The 24,945-nt window shown below is 67.0% G+C and carries 22 protein-coding genes; 10 read left to right on the forward strand and 12 right to left on the reverse strand.

Annotated elements, in window-relative coordinates:
• Nucleotides 1-121: 121 nt before the first annotated feature.
• Complete coding sequence (locus ACFVVK_RS01605; protein ID WP_390262471.1) at nt 122-562, reverse strand: hypothetical protein; 441 nt, start codon at nt 560-562, stop codon at nt 122-124.
• Between the two features lie 12 nt (nt 563-574).
• Nucleotides 575-2,521, reverse strand: a complete 1,947-nt coding sequence (locus ACFVVK_RS01610) for a primary-amine oxidase (RefSeq protein WP_390262474.1) — start codon at nt 2,519-2,521, stop codon at nt 575-577.
• Between the two features lie 120 nt (nt 2,522-2,641).
• Here ACFVVK_RS01610 and ACFVVK_RS01615 point away from each other — a divergent pair, with 120 nt between their 5' ends.
• From ACFVVK_RS01615 to ACFVVK_RS01630, 4 genes are all read left to right on the forward strand, one after another.
• Nucleotides 2,642-3,232, forward strand: a complete 591-nt coding sequence (locus ACFVVK_RS01615) for a TetR/AcrR family transcriptional regulator (RefSeq protein WP_390262477.1) — start codon at nt 2,642-2,644, stop codon at nt 3,230-3,232.
• A gap of 70 nt (nt 3,233-3,302) precedes the next feature.
• On the forward strand, nt 3,303-3,758 hold the full coding sequence (locus ACFVVK_RS01620; RefSeq protein WP_390262479.1) for a group II truncated hemoglobin: 456 nt from the start codon (nt 3,303-3,305) through the stop codon (nt 3,756-3,758).
• A gap of 270 nt (nt 3,759-4,028) precedes the next feature.
• Nucleotides 4,029-5,000, forward strand: a complete 972-nt coding sequence (locus ACFVVK_RS01625; RefSeq protein ID WP_390262482.1) for a helix-turn-helix domain-containing protein — start codon at nt 4,029-4,031, stop codon at nt 4,998-5,000.
• A gap of 201 nt (nt 5,001-5,201) precedes the next feature.
• Nucleotides 5,202-6,206, forward strand: coding sequence for a patatin-like phospholipase family protein (locus ACFVVK_RS01630; RefSeq protein WP_390262485.1), 1,005 nt, complete (start codon nt 5,202-5,204; stop codon nt 6,204-6,206).
• Nucleotides 6,207-6,210: 4 nt separating this feature from the next.
• On the opposite strand, the gene ACFVVK_RS01635 is transcribed toward ACFVVK_RS01630, so the two are convergent.
• Nucleotides 6,211-6,552 carry a YciI family protein gene (locus tag ACFVVK_RS01635; protein ID WP_390262488.1) on the reverse strand — a complete coding sequence of 114 codons (342 nt, stop codon included), beginning with the start codon at nt 6,550-6,552 and terminating at the stop codon, nt 6,211-6,213.
• Nucleotides 6,553-6,812: 260 nt separating this feature from the next.
• Between ACFVVK_RS01635 and ACFVVK_RS01640 the strand changes: the two genes are divergently transcribed.
• Nucleotides 6,813-7,838, forward strand: a complete 1,026-nt coding sequence (locus tag ACFVVK_RS01640; protein WP_390262490.1) for an FUSC family protein — start codon at nt 6,813-6,815, stop codon at nt 7,836-7,838.
• 31 nt (nt 7,839-7,869) lie between these two features.
• Here the strand turns inward: ACFVVK_RS01640 and ACFVVK_RS01645 are convergent, their stop codons facing one another.
• Nucleotides 7,870-9,339 carry an APC family permease gene (locus tag ACFVVK_RS01645; RefSeq protein ID WP_390262493.1) on the reverse strand — a complete coding sequence of 490 codons (1,470 nt, stop codon included), beginning with the start codon at nt 9,337-9,339 and terminating at the stop codon, nt 7,870-7,872.
• 343 nt (nt 9,340-9,682) lie between these two features.
• Between ACFVVK_RS01645 and ACFVVK_RS01650 the strand changes: the two genes are divergently transcribed.
• On the forward strand, nt 9,683-11,095 hold the full coding sequence (locus ACFVVK_RS01650) for an aldehyde dehydrogenase family protein (protein WP_390262496.1): 1,413 nt from the start codon (nt 9,683-9,685) through the stop codon (nt 11,093-11,095).
• On the opposite strand, the gene ACFVVK_RS01655 is transcribed toward ACFVVK_RS01650, so the two are convergent.
• Together ACFVVK_RS01655 and ACFVVK_RS01660 are read right to left on the reverse strand one after the other, a co-directional pair.
• Nucleotides 11,085-13,280 carry an elongation factor G-like protein EF-G2 gene (locus tag ACFVVK_RS01655; RefSeq protein WP_390262499.1) on the reverse strand — a complete coding sequence of 732 codons (2,196 nt, stop codon included), beginning with the start codon at nt 13,278-13,280 and terminating at the stop codon, nt 11,085-11,087. The two genes, ACFVVK_RS01650 and ACFVVK_RS01655, sit on opposite strands and share 11 nt — an antisense overlap.
• Nucleotides 13,281-13,373: 93 nt before the next feature.
• On the reverse strand, nt 13,374-13,772 hold the full coding sequence (locus tag ACFVVK_RS01660; protein WP_390262502.1) for a hypothetical protein: 399 nt from the start codon (nt 13,770-13,772) through the stop codon (nt 13,374-13,376).
• A 467-nt stretch (nt 13,773-14,239) separates the two neighbouring features.
• On the opposite strand from ACFVVK_RS01660, the gene ACFVVK_RS01665 reads away from it, so the two are divergent.
• The 3 genes from ACFVVK_RS01665 to ACFVVK_RS01675 all read left to right on the forward strand — a co-directional run bounded on the left by ACFVVK_RS01665 (nt 14,240) and on the right by ACFVVK_RS01675 (nt 17,835).
• Nucleotides 14,240-15,598, forward strand: coding sequence for an NAD(P)H-dependent oxidoreductase (locus ACFVVK_RS01665; RefSeq protein WP_390262504.1), 1,359 nt, complete (start codon nt 14,240-14,242; stop codon nt 15,596-15,598).
• Nucleotides 15,599-15,679: 81 nt separating this feature from the next.
• A complete protein-coding gene (locus ACFVVK_RS01670) occupies nt 15,680-16,420 on the forward strand; it encodes a FadR/GntR family transcriptional regulator (protein ID WP_390262507.1) in 741 nt (246 codons plus the stop codon).
• Nucleotides 16,421-16,509: 89 nt separating this feature from the next.
• Nucleotides 16,510-17,835 carry an MFS transporter gene (locus ACFVVK_RS01675; protein WP_390262510.1) on the forward strand — a complete coding sequence of 442 codons (1,326 nt, stop codon included), beginning with the start codon at nt 16,510-16,512 and terminating at the stop codon, nt 17,833-17,835.
• 110 nt (nt 17,836-17,945) lie between these two features.
• Here ACFVVK_RS01675 and ACFVVK_RS01680 read toward each other — a convergent pair whose 3' ends face one another.
• The 6 genes from ACFVVK_RS01680 to ACFVVK_RS01705 form a co-directional block, all read right to left on the reverse strand.
• Entirely contained in the window at nt 17,946-18,368 is a 423-nt protein-coding gene (locus ACFVVK_RS01680) for a heat shock protein transcriptional repressor HspR (protein WP_390262513.1), read from the reverse strand.
• Nucleotides 18,369-18,383: 15 nt separating this feature from the next.
• Nucleotides 18,384-19,367, reverse strand: coding sequence for a DnaJ C-terminal domain-containing protein (locus ACFVVK_RS01685; protein ID WP_390262516.1), 984 nt, complete (start codon nt 19,365-19,367; stop codon nt 18,384-18,386).
• Between the two features lie 176 nt (nt 19,368-19,543).
• On the reverse strand, nt 19,544-20,197 hold the full coding sequence (locus tag ACFVVK_RS01690; RefSeq protein ID WP_390262519.1) for a nucleotide exchange factor GrpE: 654 nt from the start codon (nt 20,195-20,197) through the stop codon (nt 19,544-19,546).
• A 2-nt stretch (nt 20,198-20,199) separates the two neighbouring features.
• A complete protein-coding gene (gene dnaK / locus ACFVVK_RS01695; protein ID WP_390262521.1) occupies nt 20,200-22,062 on the reverse strand; it encodes a molecular chaperone DnaK in 1,863 nt (620 codons plus the stop codon).
• Nucleotides 22,063-22,326: 264 nt separating this feature from the next.
• The gene (locus ACFVVK_RS01700; RefSeq protein ID WP_390262523.1) at nt 22,327-22,824 is read right to left on the reverse strand and encodes a hypothetical protein; all 498 of its coding nucleotides are present in this window, start codon (nt 22,822-22,824) and stop codon (nt 22,327-22,329) included.
• 202 nt (nt 22,825-23,026) lie between these two features.
• Nucleotides 23,027-23,833: a TetR/AcrR family transcriptional regulator gene (locus tag ACFVVK_RS01705; protein WP_390262526.1), complete on the reverse strand. Its 807-nt coding sequence runs from the start codon at nt 23,831-23,833 to the stop codon at nt 23,027-23,029.
• 125 nt (nt 23,834-23,958) lie between these two features.
• On the opposite strand from ACFVVK_RS01705, the gene ACFVVK_RS01710 reads away from it, so the two are divergent.
• Nucleotides 23,959-24,921, forward strand: coding sequence for an NAD-dependent epimerase/dehydratase family protein (locus ACFVVK_RS01710; RefSeq protein ID WP_390262529.1), 963 nt, complete (start codon nt 23,959-23,961; stop codon nt 24,919-24,921).
• Nucleotides 24,922-24,945: the final 24 nt, after the last annotated feature.

Raw genomic sequence — 24,945 nt, forward strand, 5'->3', positions numbered from 1 at the left:
ATCCCTCCCAGTTACTCGACGCCTGCCCCCACCTCCGCGTCCGGGAACCGCGGGATTCTGCGGGTACGCAGAGGTGCGGCCGGAAGCAAGTGGGCAGGAGCGTCATGACCGCCGCCGGCACTCACCCGGCCAAGCGGAACTGCGCCCGCAGCCGGGCCAGCAGCGTCGCGGCGAGCAGCGCCGTCGTCAATTCCACGGCGATGACCACCAGCAAGGCGCCGGAATCCGACGGCGCTGCCACGGCCGCCACGGTTGCGGCACCGTGGTGACCGTGGCCGCCAGAGACCCCCAGCAGCAGGACAGCATGCACCCCGGTCATGGCCAGCGCCGAGGCCATAACCCGGCGGAGGGCCCGCGCCCGGGGCCGGCGCCAGATGTGCACCGCGCACGGCAGGCACACCGCCACCATGGCGAGCATGAGCATGTTCAGCCACGTACCGTGCTGGTTTCCGGCGACGAGCCAGAGGTGCGCGAGGCATGACCCCGCCGTCACGGCGGCGCAGGTCCGGGGGTGCAGGACGGGGCCGCGTGAAAGGCCCCGTCCCGCGATTCCAGTCGTCATGGCAGCTTCCGGCTAGCTGTGGCAGCCGGAGCCGGCGTCGCTGTGGCAGGCAGCGGCCTGCCTGTTCGGGTTGGCGGGCACGTCGAGCACAGGGCTGCGGTCAAAGAAGCCCTCCGGCCGCAGCTTGAACCCGACCGTGTCCACCGGCATAAGGGGCCAGTCCTCGGGCCGCGGGAAGTGGGTCAGGCCGAAGGTGTGCCAGAGAACGATGTCCTGGCCGTCCAGGTCCCGGTCCTGCGCCACATAAGCCGGCAAACCCGCTCCCCCGGCGTGCTGGTTCACGAAGTCTCCGGTGGGGTAGCGCTCGTCTTCCGCGAAGCGGGTCACCCACAGGTCCTTCGCCGCAAACGCGGCGCGCCGGGCGATGGAGGAACCCGGGTCTGCCAGCAGCGTGGGCTGGCCCTGCGCGTGGAGCTTGTAGCCCACCGGTTCGCCCAGGCGGTTCCGTGACTGCGGGTTGGTGATGACCCAGGTCCTGCCACTGCGGGCGTCGGCTTCCCGGACCGCCTCGGATTCCCGGGCCAGCACTGTGCGCTTCCGGGAGAAGGCGTTGCCGCGTTCGTTGCCCGCGCCCATCGGTTGCCGGACCACGTCTTCTTCCTCGACCCGGTTGGTGAGGCCGTCGATTGCCATGTCCAGGCGCGCGCTGAACAGGTGCTGGTGGTACGGGGCGCCGAGGCCCGGGGCGAGCTGGGAGATGTTGGCGGATCCGGCCTCCGGGTAGGCGGAGGTGAAGACGACGCCGGTGGCCTTGGCTTCGAACTCGATGGTGCCGTCGAGGTAGAGGTACCAGTAGAAGCCGTAGTCGTAGTTGCCGATGGTGGTGAAGAAGGAGATCACCAGGCGGCGGTTGCGGCGGGTGTAGTTGATGCCGGTCCAGAGGTCGCTGTGCTTGGCCAGAATGCCCCAGTCTTCCTCGTGCATGCAGATGCCGTTGCGGATTTCCCGGGGGTTGCCGAAGGCGTCGCTGATCACCGGGCTGAGGTAGGTGATTTCGCCGAGGCAGTCGCAGCCGAGCTCCAGCGAGTTGGCGTACTGGCCCACGAGGTATTCGCCGGTATCGAAGTAGTTTTGCCAGGACCGGATGGGCGACGGATCGCCGTACGGGACGACCATTTCGGCGATGGAGGCACGGTTGATGACGGGCCGCAGGCGGGCGCCGTCCCGGAAGGCCAGGTTGTGCAGCACCACGCCCTCGCGGACGTCAAAGCCGACGTCGAGGCTCCACTTTTCCCACTCAATGTGGTTCCCGCCCGTGACGGTGAAGCTGGGCCCGTCCGGCTGGGTGATGTTGATGGGCTTCTGTGTGGTCCGCAACGGGCCGGTGAGCTCCGGATCGGTGTAGTTGCCGTGCTCTGCCGGGACCGGGACCACGCCTGTATCCAGGACCTGCGTGACTTCCTTGCTGACCACATCCACGTAGGCCACGAGTCCGTCGACGGGGTGCGCCCAGGCACTGTCCTCCGGGAAGTCCTGCACAAAGGCCAGCCCGCGGAGGATCCGGCGGCCCTTCTCCTCAGGGTATTCGAAGACGCCGGCTGAGAGCGGGGCGACCCGGACTTTGCCTACCTCCAGGCCCCGGTCCGCCAGCGCCTTGAGCCAGCGGGCGTCCGCGGCTAGGAGCTGTTCGACGACTTCGAACTCCTCCTCCAGGACCGGCAGTTCGCCGGTGACCGCGGTGTCCAGTTCGACGGCGGAGACCACCGCGCCGCTGGAGACCGAGACGGTCACGTCCGTGGGCCGCCCGCCGGACACATCGTGGAGGAAAACCCGGAACCTGCGGTCCTCGCTTCCCGCCGGCGCGTCCCTGGCCGGGTCAACGAGGCCCAGGTAGGCGATGCGCCTGGTCTCGCCCAATAGGCCCGCGGTGCGCAGGATGCCTTGGACTGAGGTGATTTCCGCGTCCGTGGCCAGGCTGTACGGGCCAAACGAGGTGCGGGTGTCGGTTTGTGCGGCCATTATTGCTGCCTTCGCTCGGGACCCTGGCGGGCCGGGAATTTATTTTCTATAGTTGTAGAGAATACGGATTTGTAAGATGTGTCACAAGACCTGAGCAAAAAAATTCTGGGGGAGCTGCCTGTGCCAAAGATTGTCGACCACGACCAGCGGCGCCTTGAACTAGTCGACGCCACGTGGCGGATCATCGCCCGGCTCGGCATCGAAAGTGCCACCATGCGGGAGATTGCCCTTGAGGCCGGTTTCGCCAACGGGGCCCTCAAGCCGTACTTCCCGACGAAGGATGACCTGCTGACATTTGCATTCGGCCATGTCTTCAACCGGACCAACGAACGCATTGCGGAGGTCACCGAGGGGTTGGCCGGGCTCCCGGCCCTGAGGGCTTTCTGCGTCGAGGTCCTGCCCCTCGATGAGGAGCGGATCAACGAGGCCCGGATTGTCATCCCGTTCTGGCAGAAGGCCATCAACGATCCCCACAAGGCCCGGATCCACCGCGAATCGATGGAGCAGTGGCTGGCGGCGATCCAGCAGCACCTGGCCGAGGCGAGGCAGGCCGGCGCCGTAACCACCGCCGTCAACGACGCCGCCCTGGGCGGGCAGCTGCTCAACCTCCTCCTTGGCGCGCAGATAGCGGCGGCACTCGCCCCGGAGGGCCAGGTGGAGCTCGGACTGAACGAGCAACTGGAAGGATTCCTGACCCTGGTGGCCGGCTAGGCGCGGCGCTAGACGCAGCCCTGGTGCCACCCCCTTTCTTTGCGCGGGGGGTGCATGGAATCGTTGCAGCATGCAGACGGTGTACGAGGCTGCGGGCGGCGCCGACTTTTTCCTGCTGCTGGCCAGCGCATGGCATGCCAGGGCAACGACGGACGAGGTGGTCAATCACGCGTTCAGCCACGGGTTCCACCCGGAGCACACGCGCCGGCTGGCCGCCTATTGGGCGGAGGCGTTGGGCGGGCCGACGGCATATTCGGAGTCCTACGGCGACGAGACATCGGTGGTGCGGATGCACAGCGGCAACGGACCGCACGAGGACATGGACCGGCGGGCGATCGCCTGCTTCGATCAAGCACTAACGGACGCGGGACTCGCCGGAGACAGCCGACTCCGAAAAGTGCTGCACGACTATTTCGCCTGGACAACCACCGTGACGATGTCCCGTTACAGCCGCTCCGCAGAGGACGTTCCGGAGGGCCTACCGCTCCAAAAGTGGTCATGGGACGGACCCGTCGACGGCTCATGAGCCTCGGCCCTGCTGACCGGCAGTGTTCCCACCTCCGTCCGGACAACCCTTGGAGGCGATGCCGGTTCCTCGCCTCCATTTCGTCGCAGACGCGGCAAGAACGCCGGCCGCCCTCGTCCCCATTTCTTTTTTCGCCGATTGTCGAAAAAAGATGACATCGGCGCCCTGCGTCGCTAACCTGAAAGTACTGTGTCCCATGCCACAGTGCTTGAACTAGGACAGTGGCCCACATAAGGCAGTCCCAGAAATACGACGGCGTCAGGATCTTATATGACCGCAGTTGCAGCCCGCCCATCCCCCAGTCCGGCCGGACAGGAGGTCCGCACCAGCACGGCGGAATCCTTCGACCACTGGAAGCACCTCGTGGCGGAGTCCTTCGTCCCCCTGTCCGCCTCAAGCACGAATGTGGACCACTTCCGCGGGCGCATGCGGGCCCGCCGGCTGGACCGCGTCGCGGTCGTCGAGGTCTCCTCCACAAGCCATGAGGTCCACCGCACGCCGGCGCTGATTGCGCAGTCCAACCAGCGCTACTTTAAGCTCAACCTCCAGCTTCAGGGCACCGGGCTCCTCATCCAGGACAACCGCGAAGCCCTCCTGCGCCCGGGCGATCTCTCCATTTACGACACCAGCCGCCCCTACACACTCGCCTTCGAGGGCGACGCGCGGCTCATGGTGATGATGTTTCCCTGGGATGCACTGTCCCTGCCGCCGGAGTGCATCGCCCAGCTTTCGGCCATGCGGATGGCCGCGAACGGCGGCCTCGCCGCGATCGTCGGGCCGTTCATCGCCCACCTGGCGGAGAATCTGGACGCACTCAGCGGGCCCAGCGGATCCCGTCTCGCCACAAATGCCTTGGATCTTGTGTCCACAATGCTGCATTCGGAACTGGACATGTCCCCGGACCGGATGCGCCCGCAGGCCCTGCTGGCGGCATCCGTCCGGGAATACATCGACGCCAATCTGGCCGATCCGCTGCTCTCGCCCGCTTCCATCGCGGCGGCGCATTTCATCTCCACGCGCCACCTGCACAACGTCTTCCATGAATCCGGCACCACCGTGGCGAGCTGGATCCGCACCCAGCGGCTGGAAGGCGCACGCCGCGAGCTGCGGGATCCGCTGCTGGCGGCCATGCCGGTGGGGGCCGTGGCCGGGCGTTGGGGTTTCGTGGATGCGGCGCACTTCAGCCGCTCCTTCCGTGATGCCTTCGGCGAATCCCCTACCGATTGGCGGCGCGGCGCCTGAGCCACCGGATTGATGCCGATTGCGCACCGCGTCGCCGGTGTGCGATCATTCCCGTAATCGTGACCCAGCGGCAGGAGGTGAGACCCGTGTACGCAGTATCCGCAATGGGTGCTCCCCCGCAGTCCGCGATCACGCGATCACGCGACTAAAGTAGTCGCAACCGGGAGCGCCCGCCCAGGCAATTCGCGAAAGGCGACTCCCATGAGCACGACACCTTCTTCAACACCCTCTTCAACTCTGTGCTTCACCTCAACGGCGGCCTCCGATCGGCCGAGATCCGGCCAAGATCAGCCGCAGATCGACGCCACAAAGCGGGTGCGCCCCGCGGGCGGGCGAGCGCTGGTCCTCGGTGGCGGCGGATCGACAGGCAACGCGTGGCTGATCGGCGTCATTGCCGGCCTGTCCGAAGCCGGGCTGGATGTGACCGAGGCCGATCTGGTCATCGGGACATCGGCCGGGTCGACGGCCGCGGCCCAGATAGCTGGCGCCGCCCCGACCGAACTGCTTGCCGCCATCCTTGCCGCGGCGCCACCGCAACGCATAGGTCCGGACGGAGCCGACGGTGGACGCGTTCCCGTCCGGCCCACGGCGGACCACATGGAGAGAACAAGCAAGATCATCGCCGCCGCCGAGGATGCGGCTGACATGCGCCGCAGAATGGGCGCGGCGGCGCTCGACCTGGATGCGGCGACGGACGGTTCCGGGCAAACGCGGTGGCGCGCGACCGTCGCCGCGCGGCTGCCCAGTCAGCGCTGGCCGCAACGAACCGTGCTCGTCACGGCGGTCGATGCCCATACCGGTGAACCGGTCGTGTTCGACCGACATAGCGGAGTCGACCTGGTGGACGCCGTCGCGGCCAGCTGTGCCAGTGGATCCGCCTACGGGATCGGGGACAAACGCTATATCGACGGCGGCTACCGGCGCAACGAGAATGCCGATCTGGCAGCCGGATACAGCCGGGTGCTGGTGCTGTCGCCATTCGGGGGCAGAACACGAACGCCGTTGGAGTGGGGCATGCATCTCGCAGCACAGGTCGACGAGCTACGCGCACGCGGCAACAGAGTCGAAACGATCTTCCCGGAAAGCAACTCCGAGCACATGTTCGGCGCCAATGCGATGGATCTGTCGCTGCGTCCGCCCGCCGCTCGGGCTGGTTACAACCAAGGCAGAGACCTTGCCGGGCGGCTCACCGACTTTTGGCGCTGACTGCTCAGCTGGCCGGATCGTACTGGAACTGCCGGACCTCTTGCGAGCAGCGGCAGGCGACGGCGATCTTCGCGGCCCACTCGAGTGCCGCCTCCCGCGAAGGCAGCTCGAGAACGGTGTAGCCGCCGTTCGGCACCTTGTGGCCTGGGTACGTTCCCTCGGTCACGGTGCCGTCACCGGCCACGAGCACCGGGTCCACGCCCTCATCGATCCCGCCGCCGAAGACGTACACGCCCGCCGCCTTGGCCTCCTCGATGACGGCATGCGAGGCTTCGACCACCGCCTCGAAGTCCTCCTCGGGGAACACCATGGCCTCACCGGGGAACGAGATCAGGTACTTCGTCATTCGGGGACTCCTCTGCTTCGGCGGCGCCATCCGTCAGCTCTTCTCTGCGGCACCGCTCTGGCGCCCAGCCCGATTATGGCTCCAGTGCCCGCCCTGCGGTCAAGGTAGGGCGGTACAGGACCCAGCCCAGAAGCACGGTGGCCAAGACCGGCGCCGTTCATCGAATCTGTCCAGGAGCCTGAGGAGGATGATGTGGCCGTGGGTCAGCCTGACCCGGTCCCGGTGATGGAGGCCCTGTCGACCAACGCTAAAATCGAGTGGTGCAAAGGGTTCTGAAACACGCGAAGGAAATCGCCCGGATAGGACCCGCACAGGGCGATCACCTGCCGGCCCTGCGCGTCGGACTCAGCGTCAGCATCCCGCTCCTGGTTCTACTCGCCCTCGGCCGCCCGGACCTGAGCATCTACGCCGTCTTCGGCGGGTTCACCGCCATGTACGGGCGCAAAGACACCTACCGCGCCCGGCTGGTCCATCAGGGACGCGCGGCCTTCCTTCTCACCTCGGGCCTTGCCCTTGGTGTTTTGCTCTCCATAGCCCGGGCCCAGCCCTGGACTCTCGTCGCTGTCGAGTCGCTGTTCGCCGTGGCCGCATCGCTGGCTGCGGACAGCATGCGGCTCAAACCGTCGGGGCCCTTCTACTCGATCTTCGCGCTCGGCGCCTGCGCATCGGTGCCGACAACCATCCCGTTCTGGCTCGCGATAAGCATTTGCGCAGCCTCCGCGGCGTTTTCCGTGCTGGTCGGGGTTGCTGGATGGATCCGGTACCGGAACTGGTCCCCCGCCGCGGCACCGCCGGTGACAGCGGACAGCACCCGGCGGCGCGCCATGCGCGTGCACGCATCCCGTTATCTCATCGCCGTCGCCACCGCCGGCACCCTCGGCGTTCTCGGTGGTGCCGGCCATGCCAATTGGACCATGGCTGGAGCAGCCGTACCCCTCGCGGCAACGAACAGGAAAAGCCGCATCCTGCGCGGTATCCACCGGGTAGCCGGAACCTTCGCGGGGGTCCTCCTCACGGCGGTCATCCTGCTACCCGGGTTCAACCGGACAACACTGACGGTCTTGCTCATGGTCCTGCTCTTCCCCACGGAACTGTTCATGATGCGCCACTACGGGCTGGCCATGATGTTCTTCACCCCCGCCATCCTGCTCATGAGTCAGCTCGCCAACCCAATCAGTCGACACGTTCTCGTGGCGGACCGGGGAATCGAAACCCTTGTCGGCGCGTCCATCGGCATGGCAGTAGCCATCCTGGTCCGCGAACCACGCGCCAAATCCGAAACCTAGCGTGCAGCCCGGCCCCCTTCCGTGGCGATGTTTAGATGCGGGACCCCACAGCCGGGGCCCTGCGTTCCACAGCGATCTCCACCAACACCCCCGCCGCAAACACGAGGGGGACGGCAATCAGCAGGGCCGCGGCGGTTTCGGTGCTGCCGCCGATCAGTGCCGTGAAGTTGCTGACCACGACGTACAGGACCCAGCCCAGAAGCACGGTGGCCAAGACCGGCGCCACCGCGGTCTGCCAGATCTGGCCTGGCACCCTTTCCCGGCGGAAAAACGCGACGACGGCCAGGGACGAGAGCATGTACAGCACCAGGAGCGCCGCCACGGCCAGCCCACTGAACCACGAAAAGAGGGTCAGGACAGGGTCCATGGACAGCACGGCGAACGGCGCCACGAGCAGGAAGGCGATCGCGGTCTGGACCCGCGCGGCGACGGCGGGAGCGCGGTGCCGGTTGGTCCGGGCCAGGGCGCCGGGCATCGACCCGCGCAGAGCCAGGGAATGGAGATAGCGGTTGATGCCGTTGTGGAAGGCGATGATGCCGGCCAGCAGGGACGTCACGAGCAGGATGCCGGTGACCGTTCCGGCCCAGGGCCCGAACAGCTCCACCATCGGCGTCAACACGAAGGAGGTGGAGTCGCCGGATTCGAGGGCCGCGCCCGCAGCATCCATGACGCGCGAGGGGCCGTAGTAGCTGACCAGCATCCAGGAAATGAAGGAGAAGAACACGGCAATGACCCCTACGGAGAGATACGTGGCGCGAGCCACCGTGCGGTGGGCGTCCTTGGCCTCGGCCGAGTAGATGGCCGTGGATTCGAAGCCGAACATGGACGCGACGGCGAACATGATGGCCACACCCGGGGCGCCGGTGGCGATCGCTTGGGGCGAGAAGGATGCCGCCAGGCTGAGCCCCTCCGGCCCTCCTCCGTGCAGCAGCACGGTGAACCCGAACATGAGCAGGATCGCGACTTCCAGGCCTACGAGCAACGCCAGAACCCGTGCCCCAAGTTCGATGTTAAGTGATCCGAGCACCTGGACGCCGGCCATGGTGACCAAGGCCAACAGCCACCAGGGCACCACAATCCCGGCGGAGCCGAGGACGCCGGAGAAGGCGGCGCCGTACAGCCCGTACATCGCGGCCTGGACAGTGCTGTAGGCAAGGAGCGCGAGCCACGCCGCTCCAGCTCCGGTCTTACGCCCGAACGCGGCGGTCACGTAGGCATAGAACGCACCCTCGGCCTGGATTTTGCGGCTCATCGCGACGAACCCGACGGCGAAGATCACGATAACGATACCCACCACCAGATACGCTCCGGGGGCGCCGGGGCCGTTGCCGAGCGCTGCGGCCAGCGGTGACGCGCCGACGATTCCGGTCAACGGCGCCTGGGCGGACAAGACAAAGAAGAGAATGCCCAGAACTCCGACGCTGCCGGCACGCAGCGCGGTGGAATGCTCCTTGCGGGGACTGGCTTCTGCCGTCCTGGACTCGGAATTTGAAATACTCATCGGATCCTTCTTAACGGTCATGAGTGTGGGGGAAGTGCACGGTGGGGATGCGCGGAGAGACGCACGTGTTGGTGTGTTGCACCGTGAAATCCAGCATTGCAGGTGACCCCCGTCACCTCCTTGTCGATCAGCGATGGGTTGTTGTTCTTCAGCGCAACGGCGCCCGGGACCCGCGCAGTCGTTCGCGGCGGGTCAACTGCAGTTCGCCCAATGACAAGACTTCATGTCCGGCCCCGGAGGACACTCGGAGATGACAGTCCGGCCGTTCTGGAACCATCCTGCGCCGCACTACCTGCGTTTCTCAATCTGTCCGTTCCTCAACTACTCGATGTGGAGTGCTCCCATGGAAACCTACGACGCCCTTCTCGCCGCGATCGCCCCGACCAACGGCCACGACAGCCGGACCATCCTTGATCCCGCGACCGGGCGGCCGGTCGGGGAGGCCCCTGTCCACACCGTTGAAGACCTGGAACGCGCGGTCGCCGCCGCCGCCGCCGCGCAGCCCGCGTGGGCCGCGGCGGGTCACGACGCCCGGTCCGCCGCGCTGCTCAAGGCCGCCGACGCCGTCGAACGCTCCGCCGAGGAACTCGCCCGGCTGCTCTCCCGCGAGCAGGGCAAACCGCTCAACGGCCCCAACGCCCGCTTCGAGGTCGGCGCCTGCGCCGCCTGGCTGCGCGCCACCGCCACCACCGAACTCACCCCCGAAACCGTGGTGGACGACGGCGAAACCTACGCCGAACTGCGCTACAAGCCCATCGGCGTCGTCGGCGCAGTCGGCCCGTGGAACTGGCCCATGATGATCACCATCTGGCAGATCGCCCCAGCCCTGCGCATGGGCAACACCGCCGTGGTCAAACCCTCCGAATACACCCCGCTCTCCGTCCTGGCCCTGATCCAGGTCCTCAACGAGGAACTCCCCGACGGCGTCCTCCACGTTGTCGCCGGGGACCGCGGAGTCGGGGCCCGGCTGGCCGAACACCCCGCCGTCGGCAAGGTCATGTTCACCGGCTCCACCGCCGCCGGCAAGGCGATCATCAAAGCCTCCGCGGACACCGTCAAGCGCCTCACCCTGGAACTCGGCGGCAACGACGCCGGCATCGTGCTGCCCGACGCCGACCCCAAGGCCATCGCCCAAGACCTGTTCTGGGGCGCCTTCATCAACACCGGCCAGACCTGCGCCGCCCTCAAACGCCTCTACGTCCACGACGACATCTACGACGCCGTCTGCACCGAACTCACCGCCGTCGCCAAAGCCATGCCCATGGGCGTCGGCCTCGACGAGAACAACGTCCTGGGACCGCTGCAAAACAAGGCCCAGTACGATATCGTGGCCCAGCTCGTCGACGCCGCCCGCGACGCCGGCGGCCGGATCCTGACCGGCGGCAACCCCGACTCCGACCAGCCCGGCTACTTCTACCCCGCCACCCTCGTGGCCGACATCGACAACAACAACCCCCTCGTCACCGAGGAACAGTTCGGCCCCGCCCTGCCGATCGTCCGCTACAGCACCGTGGACCAGGCGGTCGCCATGGCCAACGGGCTCGACGTCGGGCTCGGCGCCTCTGTCTGGTCCTCCGACCTGGCCGCGGCCCGCGAAGTCGCGGCACGCATCGAAGCCGGCACCGTCTGGATCAACAAACACGGCGCCGTGGACCCCCGCGTGCCCTTCGGCGGCGCCAAACAGTCCGGCTACGGCCTCGAATTCGGCGTCGAAGGCCTCAAAGCCCTCGGCGTACCCCAGATCATCAACGGCTAGGACCGCTTTTATTAGGGGTTATGAAGCCAGCGGTGGCGGGCACCGGTTCATGGCGCAGGTAACTGCGCCGGAACCGGCCGCTGCCGGCGGTCAGGGCACGCAGCTCCAGCGCGTATTTGAGCAGTTCCTGGTCCGGCACCTCGGCGCTGATTTCGGTGCCGTCGGCCCCGGCCGATGCCGTTCCGGTCAGCCTCGCACGGCGGGAGGAGAGGTCGCTCATCACGGCGCCCACGTGGTCCTCAGACACGCTGATGGTCACGGCCGAGACCGGTTCCAGGAGCTGTATGCGGGTCGCCGCCGCGGCTTCGCGGAGGGCCAGGGCGCCCGCGGCCTGGAAGGCGGCGTCCGATGAATCCACGCTGTGGGTCTTGCCGCCGATCAGCGTGACCTTGATGTCCACCACCGGAAAACCGGCCGAGACGCCTTTCTGCATCTGGGACCGCACCCCTTTTTCCACAGAGACAATGTACGGCCCGGGGATCACGCCGCCCACCGTCTTGTCGGCGAACTCGAAGCCGGCGCCCCGGTCGAGAGGTTCGACCTCGATGTCGCAGACGGCGTACTGGCCGTGGCCGCCGGATTGTTTGACGTACCGCCCGTGCCCGGCGGCCGGCGCGGCGAAGGTCTCCCGGAGCGGTGTGACAACGGGGACCGTCTGCAGGTTGACGCCCTGGTCCCGCAGCCTGCCCAGAACGACGTCGGCGTGTGCCTCGCCCATGCACCACAGGATCAGCTGGTGGGTTTCGGAGTTCCGTTCCACCCGCAGCGTCGGGTCACCGGCTGTGACCTTGCCCAGGTTTCTGGCCAGCGCGTCCTCATCCCCGTGCGTGGCCGCCTCGACGGCAACCGGCATGAGCGGATCCGGCATGTCCCAGGGCGCCACCAGGAGCGGCAGCTCCTTGGCGGAAATCGTGTCGCCGGTCTCGGCGGTGCCCAGTTTGCTCAGGGCGCAGATGTCCCCGGCAACGCAGAACGGCACCGGCCGCAGTCCGGACCCCAGCGGCGAGTAGAGGTGCGTGATCCGCTCGTCGCTGTCGTGGTCCTCGTGGCCGCGGTCCGCCATCCCGCGGCCGCCCACGTGGATGGCGGCGTCCTCCCGTACGGTGCCGGAAAAGACGCGCACCAGGCACACCCGGCCAAGGAACGGATCGATGGTTGTGCGCACCACCTCGCCAAGCAGCGGCCCCTCGGGGTCGCACTCCAGCTGGCCGGCGGCGGCCCCGGCAAGGTCCGTCGCCGCGGGGACGCCATGCTCCGCCGGGGTGGGGAAAGCGCGCACCAGGACGTCCAGCAGTTCCGCCAGACCGAGCCCGGACTCCGCTGACGTCGGCAGCACCGGGTGGAAGGACCCGCGGGCCACGGCCGTCTCCAGATCGGCGATCAGGACTCCGGCGTCGATCTGCTCGCCTTCGAGGTAGCGGTCCATGAGCGACTCGTCCTCGCTCTCGGCAATGATCCCTTCGATCAGCGCGCCCCGCGCGGACTCCGCGGCGGCGAGTTCGACGTCGGACGCGGCGCGCGTGCCGGGTTCCTGTCCTTCCGGGCCCTCCAGCGAAACCGTTCCGGCCAGCAGCCCCAGCAGGCCGGTGGCGCCGCCCTCCGCGCCCACCGGAAGGTAGAGCGGGAGGATGGAGTCGCCGAACGCGAGCCGGCAGCGGGCGACGGCGGCATCGAAGTCTGCGCGTGGATGGTCCAGGCGGCTGATGACCACAGCCCTCGGCATCCCGAGCCGCTGACACTCGCTCCACAGCGCCGTGGTGGCGGCATCCACGTCGTCAGTAGCTGACACGACAAACAGCACGGCATCCGCCGCACGCAGCCCCGCGCGCAGTTCGCCGATGAAATCCGTATAGCCCGGCGTGTCCAGCAGGTTCACCTTGATGTCGCCGACCATCACGGGCACTACCGCCAGCGCCACGGAACGTTGCTGGGCAATGGCGGAGGGGTCCGAGTCGCTCACCGTGGTGCCTTCGGCGATCGAACCTTTGCGCGTGATGGCCCCGCTGGCAGCCAGCAGGGCCTCCGTGAGCATCGTTTTTCCGGAACCGGAATGTCCCACGAGCGCCACATTGCGAATCTTGTCCGGCTGCTCCGGCGGCGCGGCGCCGTTGGCTTCAGCCCGCCGGAGGTCAGACGTGCCCCGGACCGGACCCCTCGACGGAGTCTTGGCGCCTTTCGACGGCATGGAAACCTCCCGACGTCGCATCCACTCGTGCCCTGAAGGGCCTTGTTGTTAAAGGATTGGACACCCTGGGACGCCCGGACAGCAAGGGCTTTTTCAGGCAGTGGCAGGAACGCTGAAGGATCCGGACGCCACCCGGTTCCGGAGCCAGCGGCCCAGGGCCTTGCCTTTGCCCTTCCACCAGCTGTCTTCATCGGCGTCGTGGTGCCACCGGAAGATCACGGCAACCAGAACGAATACCCCTCCGGCGACGTCCGACCAGGAGCCGGAGGCGGCATCGATGAGCACGCTGAACGCCATGGCCAGGATGGACGGCAGCGCAAGGGTCCGGAACACGGTGTTGGCCACATACCGGCGGTGGGACCGCGGCACGGAAACCGCCCGGACAAAGTCAAAGCAGAGGCACACGACGACGAGGGCCTGGCCGAGGGACATCAGGATGTTCCCGGGCAGGGAGCCGCCAAATGCCGCGACCGCCTGCAGTCCCGGGCTCACAGCGCGCCGGTCAATATTGCGGCCGCGGCCGGAACAAGGACGGCCGCGAGGAACCGACCCTGATCTGCCCACGCTCCCCCGGAATCGACCCCCGGCGGATCAAATTCGGCTGAATTCTGCATGCGATGCCCCCGGCGTCTACGCTGCCCCGCTGGTCCCGCGTCGCTGATTCCCCGAGGAACCGGCGACAGCGGACCAGACCTTTCTGACACTCCGATTCAACCCGCGCTCGGGCAGGAAGTCACGGTTATCAGGTACCTGACTATCGGATGCCCGGCTACCTGCCCGCCGCCCGGCGCACTCGCTCCGGACGGGCCCGCTACTTGGACAGCCTGCGGGTCGAGCACCAGAAAGGTGACGGTTGACACACGCAAATGCGATATGCCATGGTTAGTGCATCAGATGGTCAGACCAACTAACCAGCAGCGGAATATTGAAGCTCGGCACCACTACGAGGAAGTAGCACCATGAATCTGTACTCGCTCATGCAAAAGCGAACGGCGACGGAAGGACCCATCCGCGTCGGCGTGATCGGCGCCGGGAAGTTCGCGTCCATGTTCCTGACGCAGGCGCTCAACACGGAGGGGATCCACGTTGTCGGCGTCGCCGACATCGACGTTCCGAAAGCCCGCGGAGCCCTGCAGCGGACGGGCTGGCCGGCCGAACGGTACGCCGCCAAGAACTTCAGCGAAGCGCTCAGCACGGGCACCACCTTCGTCACGGACAGCTCCGCCGACCTGATCCAGCTCCCCCAGATTGAAGTCATCCTGGAAGTCACCGGCAACCCGATTGTGGGCACCGCCCATGCCGTGCAGAGCATCGACAACGGCAAGCACATCATCATGGTCAACGTCGAGGCCGACTGCATGGTGGGTCCGATCCTCCAGCGCCGCGCTGAAGCCGCCGGAGTGGTCTACTCGATGGCCTACGGCGACCAGCCTGCACTGATCTGCGAAATGGTGGACTGGTGCCGCACCGTCGGATTCGACATCGTCGCCGCCGGCAAGGGCACCAAGTACCTCCCCGAATACAACTACTCCACGCCAGACACGGTGTGGAACTACTACGGCTTCAGCGACGAGCAGCTGGCGTCCGGTGACTTCAACCCCAAGATGTTCAATTCCTTCCTGGACGGGACGAAGTCGGCCATCGAAATGGCGGCAGTCGCCAACGGCACCGGGCTCACCCCGCAGGACGAGGGGCTCTTCTTCCCCCCGGCCGGTGTCGATGACCTGCCGAACGTATACCGCGAGAATTCCGTCGGCGGCGTCCTCACCCGCCGCGGGACAGTGGAGATCGCCTCCAGCCTGAACCGGGACGGCACTGAGGTCGACCGCGACTTGCGCTGGGGCGTCTACGTCACCTTTGAGGCCAAGACCGACTACGCAGTCCAGTGCTTCGCCGAGTACGGGGTGAAGACCGATTCGACCGGCCGCTACGGCTCGCTATACCGGCCGTACCACATGATCGGACTCGAGCTGGGCGTCAGCATCGCCTCGGCAGTACTGCGCGGCGAGGCAACCGGCTCGCCCACCGGCTTCCGCGGCGACGTCACGACGACCGCCAAGAAGGACCTCAAGGCGGGAGAAATCCTGGACGGCGAGGGTGGCTATACGGCCTTCGGCAAGCTGGCCCCGGCGCGGATCTCGCTGGAGCGTAACGCCCTGCCGCTGGGACTGGCGCACGGCATGAAACTGAAGCGCGACGTGCCCAAGGACGGAACCGTCACGTGGGACGACGTCGACGCCGACGAGACGCTTCTGGCAGTCCAGATCAGGCGACAGCTGGAGAAGGAATTCCGGGCAGAGCTGCTGCAGCGCGCATAGGTCAGACCGTCAGGCCGCGATTACGATGGAGGTGCCGCCGGCGGTCGGCCGGCGGCACGGCAATCAACAAGGTGATCGAAAATGACAGCAGACGCATGGGAACCCGTCCAAAGGGTCCGCACCTACGAACAGGTCATGTCCCAGATCGAGGACAGGATCCTCGACGGCCGACTCAAGGCAGGCGACAAGCTGCCGAGCGAACGGGAGCTCGCCGTACTACTGGGCGTTTCCCGGCCATCACTCCGGGAGTCGCTCAGGGTCTTGGAAGCCTTGGGCATCGTGGACATCCGTCCCGGCGGCGGGGCTGAAGGAGGGGCTGTCCTGGTCGGCGAGCCGGGATCCGCCTTCGTCAACCTGCTCAAGCTGCAGCTCGCTCTGGGCCAATTCGACCAGAACGATGTCCTGGAAACCCGGATCGCCCTGGAGACCTGGTGCTGCGAGGAAGCCGCGGTCCGGGCCAGTGAACAGGACCACCGCGACCTCGAGCTGATCCTCGATGCAATGGATGACCCGGACATTTCAACCGCCGAGTTCAACCGCTTGGATGCCGCGTTCCACGTCCGGATCGCTGAATCAACCGGCAACGCACTGTCGTCCCACTTGATGGGGTCGCTCCGGACCGCCATCAACCGCCAAATGATCGAAGCCTACGCGCGGCTGGAGGACTGGAAGACGACCGCCAAGGTGGTCCGGAGCGAACACCGCGACATCCTCGATGCCATCCGGCGACGGGACGCGGATGCAGCCAGGCGCGCTGTGGGCGACCACATCCGCAGTTTTTACAACATTGGAAACGTCAAGGGCCTGAACCACCCGAGCTGACGCCGCAGTCGGCGTCACTGGTGCAGGACCGCGGCACCCGGGACCGGGGAAAATGCCCCCGTCCCATATCGAAGGAGATATGGACGCTGATGAGTACGCTCACACAAGCACAAAGCCGCCAGGCTGAATACGGTTCACCGGACAAGCTCAAGGTTGCGATCGGCAGTGCCGTCGGCACAACGATCGAAAACTACGACTTCCTGGCCTACGGCACAGCCGCTGCACTGTACTTCGGCAGCGCGTTTTTCCCTGGCCAGGACCCCCTGGCCGCCACCTTGCTCGCGTTCGCCACGCTGGCCGTGGGCTTTGCGATGCGGCCGCTGGGCGGGCTCATCGGCGGCTACCTCGGGGATAAGTACGGCCGGAAACCGGTCCTCGTCGGTGCGCTCCTGGTCATGGGCGGTGCCACCTTCCTTATCGGTGTCCTGCCCACCTACCAGCAGGTGGGCGTTCTGGCTCCGATCCTGCTCGTTGCCATCCGCATCATCCAGGGCCTTGCCTTCGGCGCGGAGTGGGGCGGCGCGATCATGATGACCTTTGAGCACGCCCCGTGGCGCCAGCGCGGCCGGTACACCGGCATCCCCCAGGCCGGCGTCCCGCTCGGACTGCTGCTGGCCAACCTTGTCTTCCTGGCCACCACCGGCTGGAACAATGAATGGTCCTGGCGGGTACCGTTCCTGGCCAGCTCCATCCTTATCATTGCCGGCATCATCATCCGCCTCAAGGTCAGCGAATCGCCCGAGTTCGAGGAAACCAAGGCCAAGGGCGAGCTCGTCAAGAACCCGCTGCTGACCGTGATCAGGGACGACTGGCGCAACATCCTGCGTGTCATCGGCCTGCGGCTGGCCGAATCAGGCGGCTTCTACGTGATCGTGACCTACCTGCTGTCCTACATCACCAGCAACAAAATCGCCGACCGCCAGACCGGCCTGACGGGCCTCGTCCTCGCCGCGGCACTGGGCGTCGTCACCACCATCCTCTGGGGCCGGTTCACCGACAACGTCGGCCGCCGCAAGGTGTACATTGCGGGCTCGGCCGGGATCATCCTGTTCGGCGTTCCGCTGTTCCTCTTGGTCAACACGGGCGTCCCGTTCCTGATCGTCCTCGTGTACATCATCGGACTGCCGATCCTCCACGACATGCTGGCAGGCGCCCAGGGCGCCTGGTTCTCCGAGTTGTTCCACGCCAACACCCGGACCTCGGGCGCCTCGATCGGCTACCAGTTCTCCGCCGCCATCTCCGGCTTCATCCCCCTGATCGCCGCGGCCACGGCAGCGGCCTGGGGCTGGGGCGGGGTGTCCATCGTTTACATGGGCTGCGGCGCGATCGGTCTTGTCGCCGCCCTGGCCACCCGCGAAACGTGGAGCCGGCGCGAACGCGGCGCCGTCGACCAGCTCATCGCCTCGGGCAAATAAGGACGACCAAGCAACGGCGGCGACCCCGCCTCCCAACAGCTGTGCCCGGGACCAGCGGTCCCGGGCACAGCTGTTTGTCTTATCCGAATCCCGCAGATGTCGCGGTTGTCTCAGTCGATCCCGCGGGGCCGCCACACCACCAAGGCCTGGGACCTCGCCTGGGGTCGCTTCCCGCGGGCCAAACTGACGACGTCGCCGGCCGTTCCGGCCGCGAAGATCCGCGCATCGGTCGCCTGGCGGCGCCGGCCCAGCTCCTCGGTCAGCTCACCGACCCGGCGCTGCAGGGCGGCCACCTGGTTCTCCAGCTGCAGGATCCGCTTGATGCCTTCCAACGAGACGCCCTCATGGGAGAGCCGCTGGACTTCGCGGAGCATGTTCACGTCCCGCTGCGAGTAGCGCCGCGACTTGCCCGGCGCCCGGCTGGGCGAGACGATGCCCAGCCGGTCGTACTGGCGCAGTGTCTGCGGGTGCATGTCCGCCAGCTCAGCCGCAACGGAGATGACGAAGATCGGCTGATCGAAGTCAATAGCCATGGCTGGACCCCGTTCCTAGAGCCGGGCCTTGGCTGCCAGGCCCGAGCGGACGTCCTCGCCGTCCGTGGCCGCGGCGAACGCCTTCACGGCTTCCTCCGCTTCCTTGTTCAACCGCCGCGGGACGGCGACGTCGATCGTCACGAGCAGGTCGCCGGTGGCCTTGGCGTGCTTGATGCCCCGGCCCTTGACGCGCAGCGTGCGGCCCGACGGGGTGCCTGCAGGCACCCTGACTTTGACCGTGTCGCCGTCGACCGTCGGAACCTCGATGTCCGCGCCCAGGGCGGCCTCCGGGAAGGAGACCGGCACATGGATGCGGAGGTTGTCGCCGTCGCGGACGTAAAAATCGTGCGGCTTCACGGAAACTGTGACCATGAGGTCGCCGTTGCCTGCCGGCGCGTACTGGCCCTTGCCGCGGACGCGGACCTTCTGCCCGTCCTTGATGCCGGCCGGGATGCGGACGTCGATGACCTCGCCGTCCGGTTCCCGCAGACCGATGGTTGTGCCGCGGATGGACCCGGCAAACGAGATCGAGGTGGACGCGGTGCGGTCCGCACCCTTCTGCGGAGCCCGCTGGAAGGACTGGCCTCCACCGCCGAATCCGCCGCCGCCGAAGAGATCCGCGAACTCGGGCGGAATGCCGCCCGCGGTGCTGTAGCCGCCGGAGTGGCGTCCCCCGCCGCCGGTGAAGAGCCCGCCGAAGAGGTCTTCGAAGCCTGCCCCGCCGGCACCCCCGCCGGCTCCGCCGGGAGCGAAGCGTGCACCGCCGCCCATGGCGCGGATGGCGTCGTATTGCTGGCGCTCGTCGGGATCGGAGAGCACCGAATACGCCTCGGAGATGTCCTTGAACTTTTTCTCCGCCGCCGCATCGCCCGCGTTCCTGTCGGGGTGGTGCTGCCGGGCAAGCTTCCGGTAGGCCTTCTTGATGTCGGCGTCGGAAGCGTCCTTGGCGACACCAAGGATCTTGTAAAAGTCCTTGTCCACCCAATCCTGGCTAGCCAATGGCGTTTCCTTTCAAAATACAAAGAGATAAGGCGACATTACCGCTGAACGCCGTAGCGGATGAGGGGGCCCGGGAGTGGCTTCGGGCCTGCCGGAGCCGGGTGGGCGAGGATCGCAGATCCTTGGCCACCCGGCGTAGGGGCGGGGCCCCCTCATCCGCGAAGGCGTGAAGGTGACTACGCCGGAACAGCCACGATGACCTGGGCAGCGCGGAGGACGCGGTCCCCGGACTTGTAGCCCGAGCGCAGGACCTGGCTGACAGTGTCGAATTCGACGTCGTTGCCGGGCTGCTGGATCAGGGCCTCGTGGATCGTGGGATCGAACTCCACCCCGGTCTCCTCGATGCGCACCAGTCCGTACGTCTTCAGCGCACTCTCCAGCTTGGCGGCGATCGCGGCGAACGGGCCGTCCGCGAGGTCACCGTGCTGGCGGGCGGCGTCGACGTCGTCCAGTACCGGCAGCAGGGCGTTCAGGACGCCGATGACGGCCATCTCGCCCGCCACGGCGCGGTCGCGCTCGACCCGCTTGCGGTAGTTGACGTACTCGGCCTGCAGGCGGCGAAGGTCATCCCGGAGCTCGTCCGCCTCAGCGGCACCCGCACCCTGCGCCACCGATTCCGCGGCGGGCACCTCAACGCTGTTGAGGATGTCCTCCGCCTGGGACAGGGCGTCCCCGGAATCGGCCTGGTCGGGGTGGCGGGCCTGGCCGGTCTTGGGATCAACCTTGCGGTTGTCGTGGATCACCGGCTTCTCCGCCTCGTTCTCCCGCTGTTCAGCGTCGCGCCGGCTCTCGGAAGAACCGTGCTCTTCTTCGTTACCGTGGTGCGGCATGATTACTTCTTCTCGTCTTCGTCAACGATTTCGGCGTCGACGATGTCCTCGTCGGAGCCCGCTGCCTGCTCACCCGCGGGGGCACCTTCAGCGCCGGTGGCACCGTCGGGGGACCCGGCGTGGGCGTAGATGGCTTCGCCGAGCTTGGTCTGGGACGTCTGCAGCTTCTCAAACGCCGTCTTCACAGCGGCGTCATCAGTGCCCTCAAGCGCGGACTTGAGCGCGTCGACGTCGGCCTTGACCTCGGTCTTGACCTCTTCCGGCAGCTTGTCGGCGTTGTCCGCGATCAGCTTGTCCACGGAGTAGGCCAGCTGTTCGGCGGAGTTGCGGGTGTCTGCGGCCTCGCGGCGTGCCTTGTCCTCCGCGGCGTGCTCTTCGGCGTCGCGGACCATGCGGTCGATGTCTTCCTTCGACAGCGCGGTGCCGCCGGTGATGGTCATGGACTGTTCCTTGCCGGTGCCCTTGTCCTTCGCCGAAACGTGCACGATGCCGTTGGCGTCGATGTCGAAGGTGACCTCAACCTGCGGCACACCGCGGGGAGCCGGCGCGATGCCGGTCAGTTCGAACGTGCCCAGCGGCTTGTTGTCGCGGGTAAACTCGCGCTCGCCCTGGAAGACCTGGATGGCCACGGACGGCTGGTTGTCATCCGCGGTGGTGAAGGTCTCGCTCCGCTTGGTGGGGATGGCCGTGTTGCGCTCGATCAGGTGCGTCATGATGCCGCCCTTGGTTTCGATGCCAAGGGAGAGCGGGGTGACGTCGATCAGGAGCACGTCCTTGCGCTCACCCTTGAGGACACCGGCCTGCAGGGCAGCGCCGACGGCGACGACCTCGTCCGGGTTGACGCCCTTGTTCGGCTCCTTGCCGCCGGCCAGTTCCTTGACGAGTTCGTAGACGGCCGGCATGCGGGTGGAACCGCCGACGAGCACGATGTGGTCAATCTCGGAGAGCTTGATGCCGGCTTCCTTGATGACGTCCTGGAACGGCTTCTTGGTGCGGTCCAGCAGGTCCTTGGTGAGGTCCTGGAACTTGGCGCGGGTCAGCTGCTCGTCGAGGTGGACCGGGCCGTCGGGGGTGACGGACAGGTACTGGAGGGAGACGTTGGTGCTGGAGGAGGAGGAGAGTTCCTTCTTGGCCTGCTCCGAGGCTTCACGCAGTCGCTGCAGGGCGATCTTGTCCTTGGAGAGATCGATGCCCTTGACCTTGAGCTGGTTCAGCAGGTAGTCGACGACGCGCTGGTCCCAGTCGTCGCCGCCGAGGTGGTTGTCACCGGCGGTGGCGCGGACCTGGATGGTGGAGAAGTTGTCCTCGTCCTTGCCGACCTCGAGGAGGGAGACGTCGAAGGTTCCGCCACCGAGGTCGAAGACCAGGATGAGTTCGTCTTCCTTGCCCTTGTCCAGGCCGTAGGCCAGAGCGGCCGCGGTGGGCTCGTTGACGATGCGCAGGACGTTCAGGCCGGCGATTTCACCGGCCTCCTTGGTGGCCTGGCGCTGGGCGTCGTTGAAGTAGGCCGGGACGGTGACGACGGCGTCGGTGACCTTTTCGCCCAGGTAGGACTCGGCGTCGTTCTTCAGCTTCATAAGGATGCGGGCAGAGATTTCCTGCGCCGTGTACTTCTTGTCGTCAATGGCGACGGTCCAGTCGGTGCCCATGTGGCGCTTGACCGACGCGATGGTGCGGTCAATGTTGTTAACGGCCTGGCGCTTGGCGATTTCGCCGACAAGGACCTCGCCGGCCTTGGAGAAGGCAACAACCGACGGCGTGGTGCGGCCACCCTCGGCGTTGGCAATGACGGTGGGCTCGCCACCTTCGAGAACGGAGACGACGGAGTTGGTGGTTCCGAGGTCAATACCTACTGCACGTGACATGGATTGCTTCCTTACTTTCCTTGGAATCTTGCGGAGATGGCCGCGGACCACAATGGGCCCGACCGTTATTGAGCGATCTGGACTCAACTTTACTCAGACTCGGATTTAAGTCAATCCAAGTTGAGCGACATACACTCAACTTTGAGTCCGCCGCCGTCCACAGCCGATCTTCCCCGCCCGAAATCCCCGGATTTCAGCCTTTCCCGCACCACACCAGCAGCGTTTCGCCCTGCGCGAACCTGCGACAGGAGCTGGGGCCTCCGCCTACCCCTCGTCCCTCGCGACGTCTTCGGCGGACCCGTCGGCTGCCCGCCGACTGCCCCGCTCACCGGTGGCCGTTCCGGCAGTCCCGTAGTCGCCCTCGGGGTACTCCCCCTCCTCGGCAAGGCCTTCGGTCCCGCCGGCGACCGCGTCCCCCGAGACCCCGGCGTCGCCATAGTCGCCTTCGGGATAATCACCTTCCACGTCGCCGACGACGGCCGGTCCGGTGACGCCGGCGTCGCCGTAGTCACCGGCCGTATAGCCCCCCTCAACAGCCGTGGGCGGGATTTCGCCTTCAGTTCCCGCGGAGCCGTAGTCGCCTTCGACGTACTGCCCCTCAGCTGCGGGGGCTTCAGCCTGGTCCCCGACTGCCGCACGCTCAGCGGAATTTCTGGACGCCGCATTGTCGGACGCTGCATGTTCGGACGCCGTCTGCCCTGGCAAGCGGTCGCGCGGGCTCTCTGCAGGGATCTTCTTTTCAGGCACATTCTCTTCAGACATGATGGATCCTTCCTGGACGCATCGGGCACGCCCGTGCGGGCGCAGGGGCAGTCTATCGAGCGCCGGAGCGGGGCAACAGAGGGCGCGTGGACTCCTAGAAAGCGTCCGCGCAGACGGATACGTTGCCTCAGTTGAAAACCTCCGGCAACGGGGGCGGACAACAAATCTGTTTCCGCCGCGGATCCCCGGTTGGGGGCGTCGTTCAGGAGCGGGCGGCGGCCGCCGGCAGCCCGGCGACGTCGGCGAGCACTGCGAGCTGATGGTCGAATAGCTCGTCCCAGGCGGTGAAGGTGCCCTCGCCGTACTGGCCGAAAACCTCGAAGCTGACCGCACCGAAGAGCGAGGTCCACGCCAGGGCGCCGCGGGCCAGCAGGTCAGCCGGCACAGCCAAACCGAACTCCGCCCGGATTTTCGCCAGATCCCCGGCCAGTCCGGCGGCCATTACAGGACTCCGCGGGGCCGCCGCCGAGAGCCGCCCGGCCCGGAATGCGCCGTCGAAGAGCAGCATGAGGGCCACAATTACCCGGGTCCCGGGACCGGTGGTCCGCTCGGCGGGCGCCCGATAGCCGGGCACCGGGCTGCCGAAGAGAAGGGCGTACCGGGAAGGTTCGCGGAGCGCCCAGTCCCGCACGGCGCGGCCCAAAGCCCCAAACTGGCCGCCGAAATCGTCTTCCGGCACTGCCGCGACGGCGGCTTCCACTTCATCGCCAAGCTCGTTGTATGCGTCAATCAGGAGAAGGGTCAGCAGCTCCTCCCGGCTCTCCACATAGCGGTAGACCGCCGAGGAGACGACGCCGAGATCCCTGGCGACGGCACGGAGGGACAGCGCGGCCGCTCCGTGCAGCGCCAGATGCTCCCGGCCCAGCCGGACAATGTCGGCGACGGTCCGGGCGCGGGCACGTTCACGCGGGGTGCGGGGACCCGGCGCGGCGGGGGCCTGCCCGCCAGTGGATTGGACGGCTGGCTCAACCGCCCACTCACCGGCTCGTTCATCCTTGTCTTCTGGCATGAGTCCAGCATTCCACAAACAAGAGCAGTGCGAACAAATGTGAGCGCCGCTCTTGACTTAGCCCGCCGGCCGGTGCATCCTGAATTGCGAGAGCACTGCTCTCCTCATTTCTAAGGAGATCGGAAATGTCCCAGCCTGAAGCCGCCGGACGCGAATCGTCTCGGCTCTATGTCGTCACAGGAGCCGGCCCGGTGGGCTGGACCGTCGCGGAACAACTCGCCGCTGCGGGCCACCGCGTGCGCATTCTGACAAGGTCCGGCAGCGGGCCCACCCACCCGCTGGTCGAGAAAATCGCCCTCGATGTGTCGGACGCCGCCCGGCTCTGCGGCGTCTTCGACGACGCCACGGCCGTCTTCCACTGCATCCACGGCTCGCGGTATGACGCGAAAGTCTGGGAAAGGGAGCTGCCTGCGGCCGAGCAGAGCGTACTCGCCGTGGCGGGCGAGGCTGGCGCCGTCGTCGTCTTCCCCGAAAGCCTCTACTCTTACAGCGCGCCGGAACAAATCATGGCCGAGGACAGCCCCCGGCAGGCGCAGGGCGGCAAGCGCGGCGTCCGGACCGCGCTGCTCTCGGCCCGCGCGGCCTCGGCCACGGCCACGGTGAGCGTGGTGGCCGGCGATTTCTTCGGGCCGCGGGTCCGCAACGCCCTCGCCGGGGAGCGCATGGTCCGTCCCGCGGTGGCCGGCCGGCAAATAATGGTGATCGAACGTGCGGACCAGCCGCATTCCTTTACCTACGTTCCGGACCTTGCGGCCGCGATGATTGCTGCTGCGGACAGGCCGCGGTTGTGGAACCGGGTGTGGCATGCGCCCACGGGCCCTGCGCTGACGCAGCGCGAGATGGCGGGGGCATTCGCCCAGGCTGCCGGCGCGCGGGCACCGCGTGTCACTGCCGTGCCCGGCTGGGCACTGAAAGCGATGGGCGTGTTTTCCCCCGACATGCGGGGAGTGGAGGAGACGCTGTACCAGTTCCGGCGCCCGTTCGTCATGGATTCGGCAGCGAGCCAGGCCGCCCTGGGGCTGGCGCCAACCCCGCTGCACGAAGCAGCCGCCGCAACCGTCGCCTCGTGGCGGGACCAGGAACAGTGACACCCCCCGTAGCCGGCAGCAGGG

The organism is Arthrobacter sp. NPDC058192, assembly GCF_042883665.1.
Lineage (GTDB): Bacteria > Actinomycetota > Actinomycetes > Actinomycetales > Micrococcaceae > Arthrobacter.

What these genes read in the sequence shown, in the direction of transcription:
- ACFVVK_RS01645 (WP_390262493.1), bottom strand. Translation starts at nt 9,339, where the DNA reads ATGAGTATTTCAAATTCCGAGTCCAGGACGGCAGAAGCCAGTCCCCGC.
- ACFVVK_RS01655 (WP_390262499.1), bottom strand. Translation starts at nt 13,280, where the DNA reads ATGCCGTCGAAAGGCGCCAAGACTCCGTCGAGGGGTCCGGTCCGGGGC.
- ACFVVK_RS01605 (WP_390262471.1), bottom strand. Translation starts at nt 562, where the DNA reads ATGACGACTGGAATCGCGGGACGGGGCCTTTCACGCGGCCCCGTCCTG.
- ACFVVK_RS01630 (WP_390262485.1), top strand. Translation starts at nt 5,202, where the DNA reads ATGAGCACGACACCTTCTTCAACACCCTCTTCAACTCTGTGCTTCACC.
- ACFVVK_RS01610 (WP_390262474.1), bottom strand. Translation starts at nt 2,521, where the DNA reads ATGGCCGCACAAACCGACACCCGCACCTCGTTTGGCCCGTACAGCCTG.
- ACFVVK_RS01670 (WP_390262507.1), top strand. Translation starts at nt 15,680, where the DNA reads ATGACAGCAGACGCATGGGAACCCGTCCAAAGGGTCCGCACCTACGAA.
- ACFVVK_RS01650 (WP_390262496.1), top strand. Translation starts at nt 9,683, where the DNA reads ATGGAAACCTACGACGCCCTTCTCGCCGCGATCGCCCCGACCAACGGC.
- ACFVVK_RS01665 (WP_390262504.1), top strand. Translation starts at nt 14,240, where the DNA reads ATGAATCTGTACTCGCTCATGCAAAAGCGAACGGCGACGGAAGGACCC.
- dnaK (WP_390262521.1), bottom strand. Translation starts at nt 22,062, where the DNA reads ATGTCACGTGCAGTAGGTATTGACCTCGGAACCACCAACTCCGTCGTC.
- ACFVVK_RS01620 (WP_390262479.1), top strand. Translation starts at nt 3,303, where the DNA reads ATGCAGACGGTGTACGAGGCTGCGGGCGGCGCCGACTTTTTCCTGCTG.
- ACFVVK_RS01710 (WP_390262529.1), top strand. Translation starts at nt 23,959, where the DNA reads ATGTCCCAGCCTGAAGCCGCCGGACGCGAATCGTCTCGGCTCTATGTC.
- ACFVVK_RS01700 (WP_390262523.1), bottom strand. Translation starts at nt 22,824, where the DNA reads ATGTCTGAAGAGAATGTGCCTGAAAAGAAGATCCCTGCAGAGAGCCCG.
- ACFVVK_RS01625 (WP_390262482.1), top strand. Translation starts at nt 4,029, where the DNA reads ATGACCGCAGTTGCAGCCCGCCCATCCCCCAGTCCGGCCGGACAGGAG.
- ACFVVK_RS01705 (WP_390262526.1), bottom strand. Translation starts at nt 23,833, where the DNA reads ATGCCAGAAGACAAGGATGAACGAGCCGGTGAGTGGGCGGTTGAGCCA.
- ACFVVK_RS01690 (WP_390262519.1), bottom strand. Translation starts at nt 20,197, where the DNA reads ATGCCGCACCACGGTAACGAAGAAGAGCACGGTTCTTCCGAGAGCCGG.
- ACFVVK_RS01680 (WP_390262513.1), bottom strand. Translation starts at nt 18,368, where the DNA reads ATGGCTATTGACTTCGATCAGCCGATCTTCGTCATCTCCGTTGCGGCT.
- ACFVVK_RS01675 (WP_390262510.1), top strand. Translation starts at nt 16,510, where the DNA reads ATGAGTACGCTCACACAAGCACAAAGCCGCCAGGCTGAATACGGTTCA.
- ACFVVK_RS01635 (WP_390262488.1), bottom strand. Translation starts at nt 6,552, where the DNA reads ATGACGAAGTACCTGATCTCGTTCCCCGGTGAGGCCATGGTGTTCCCC.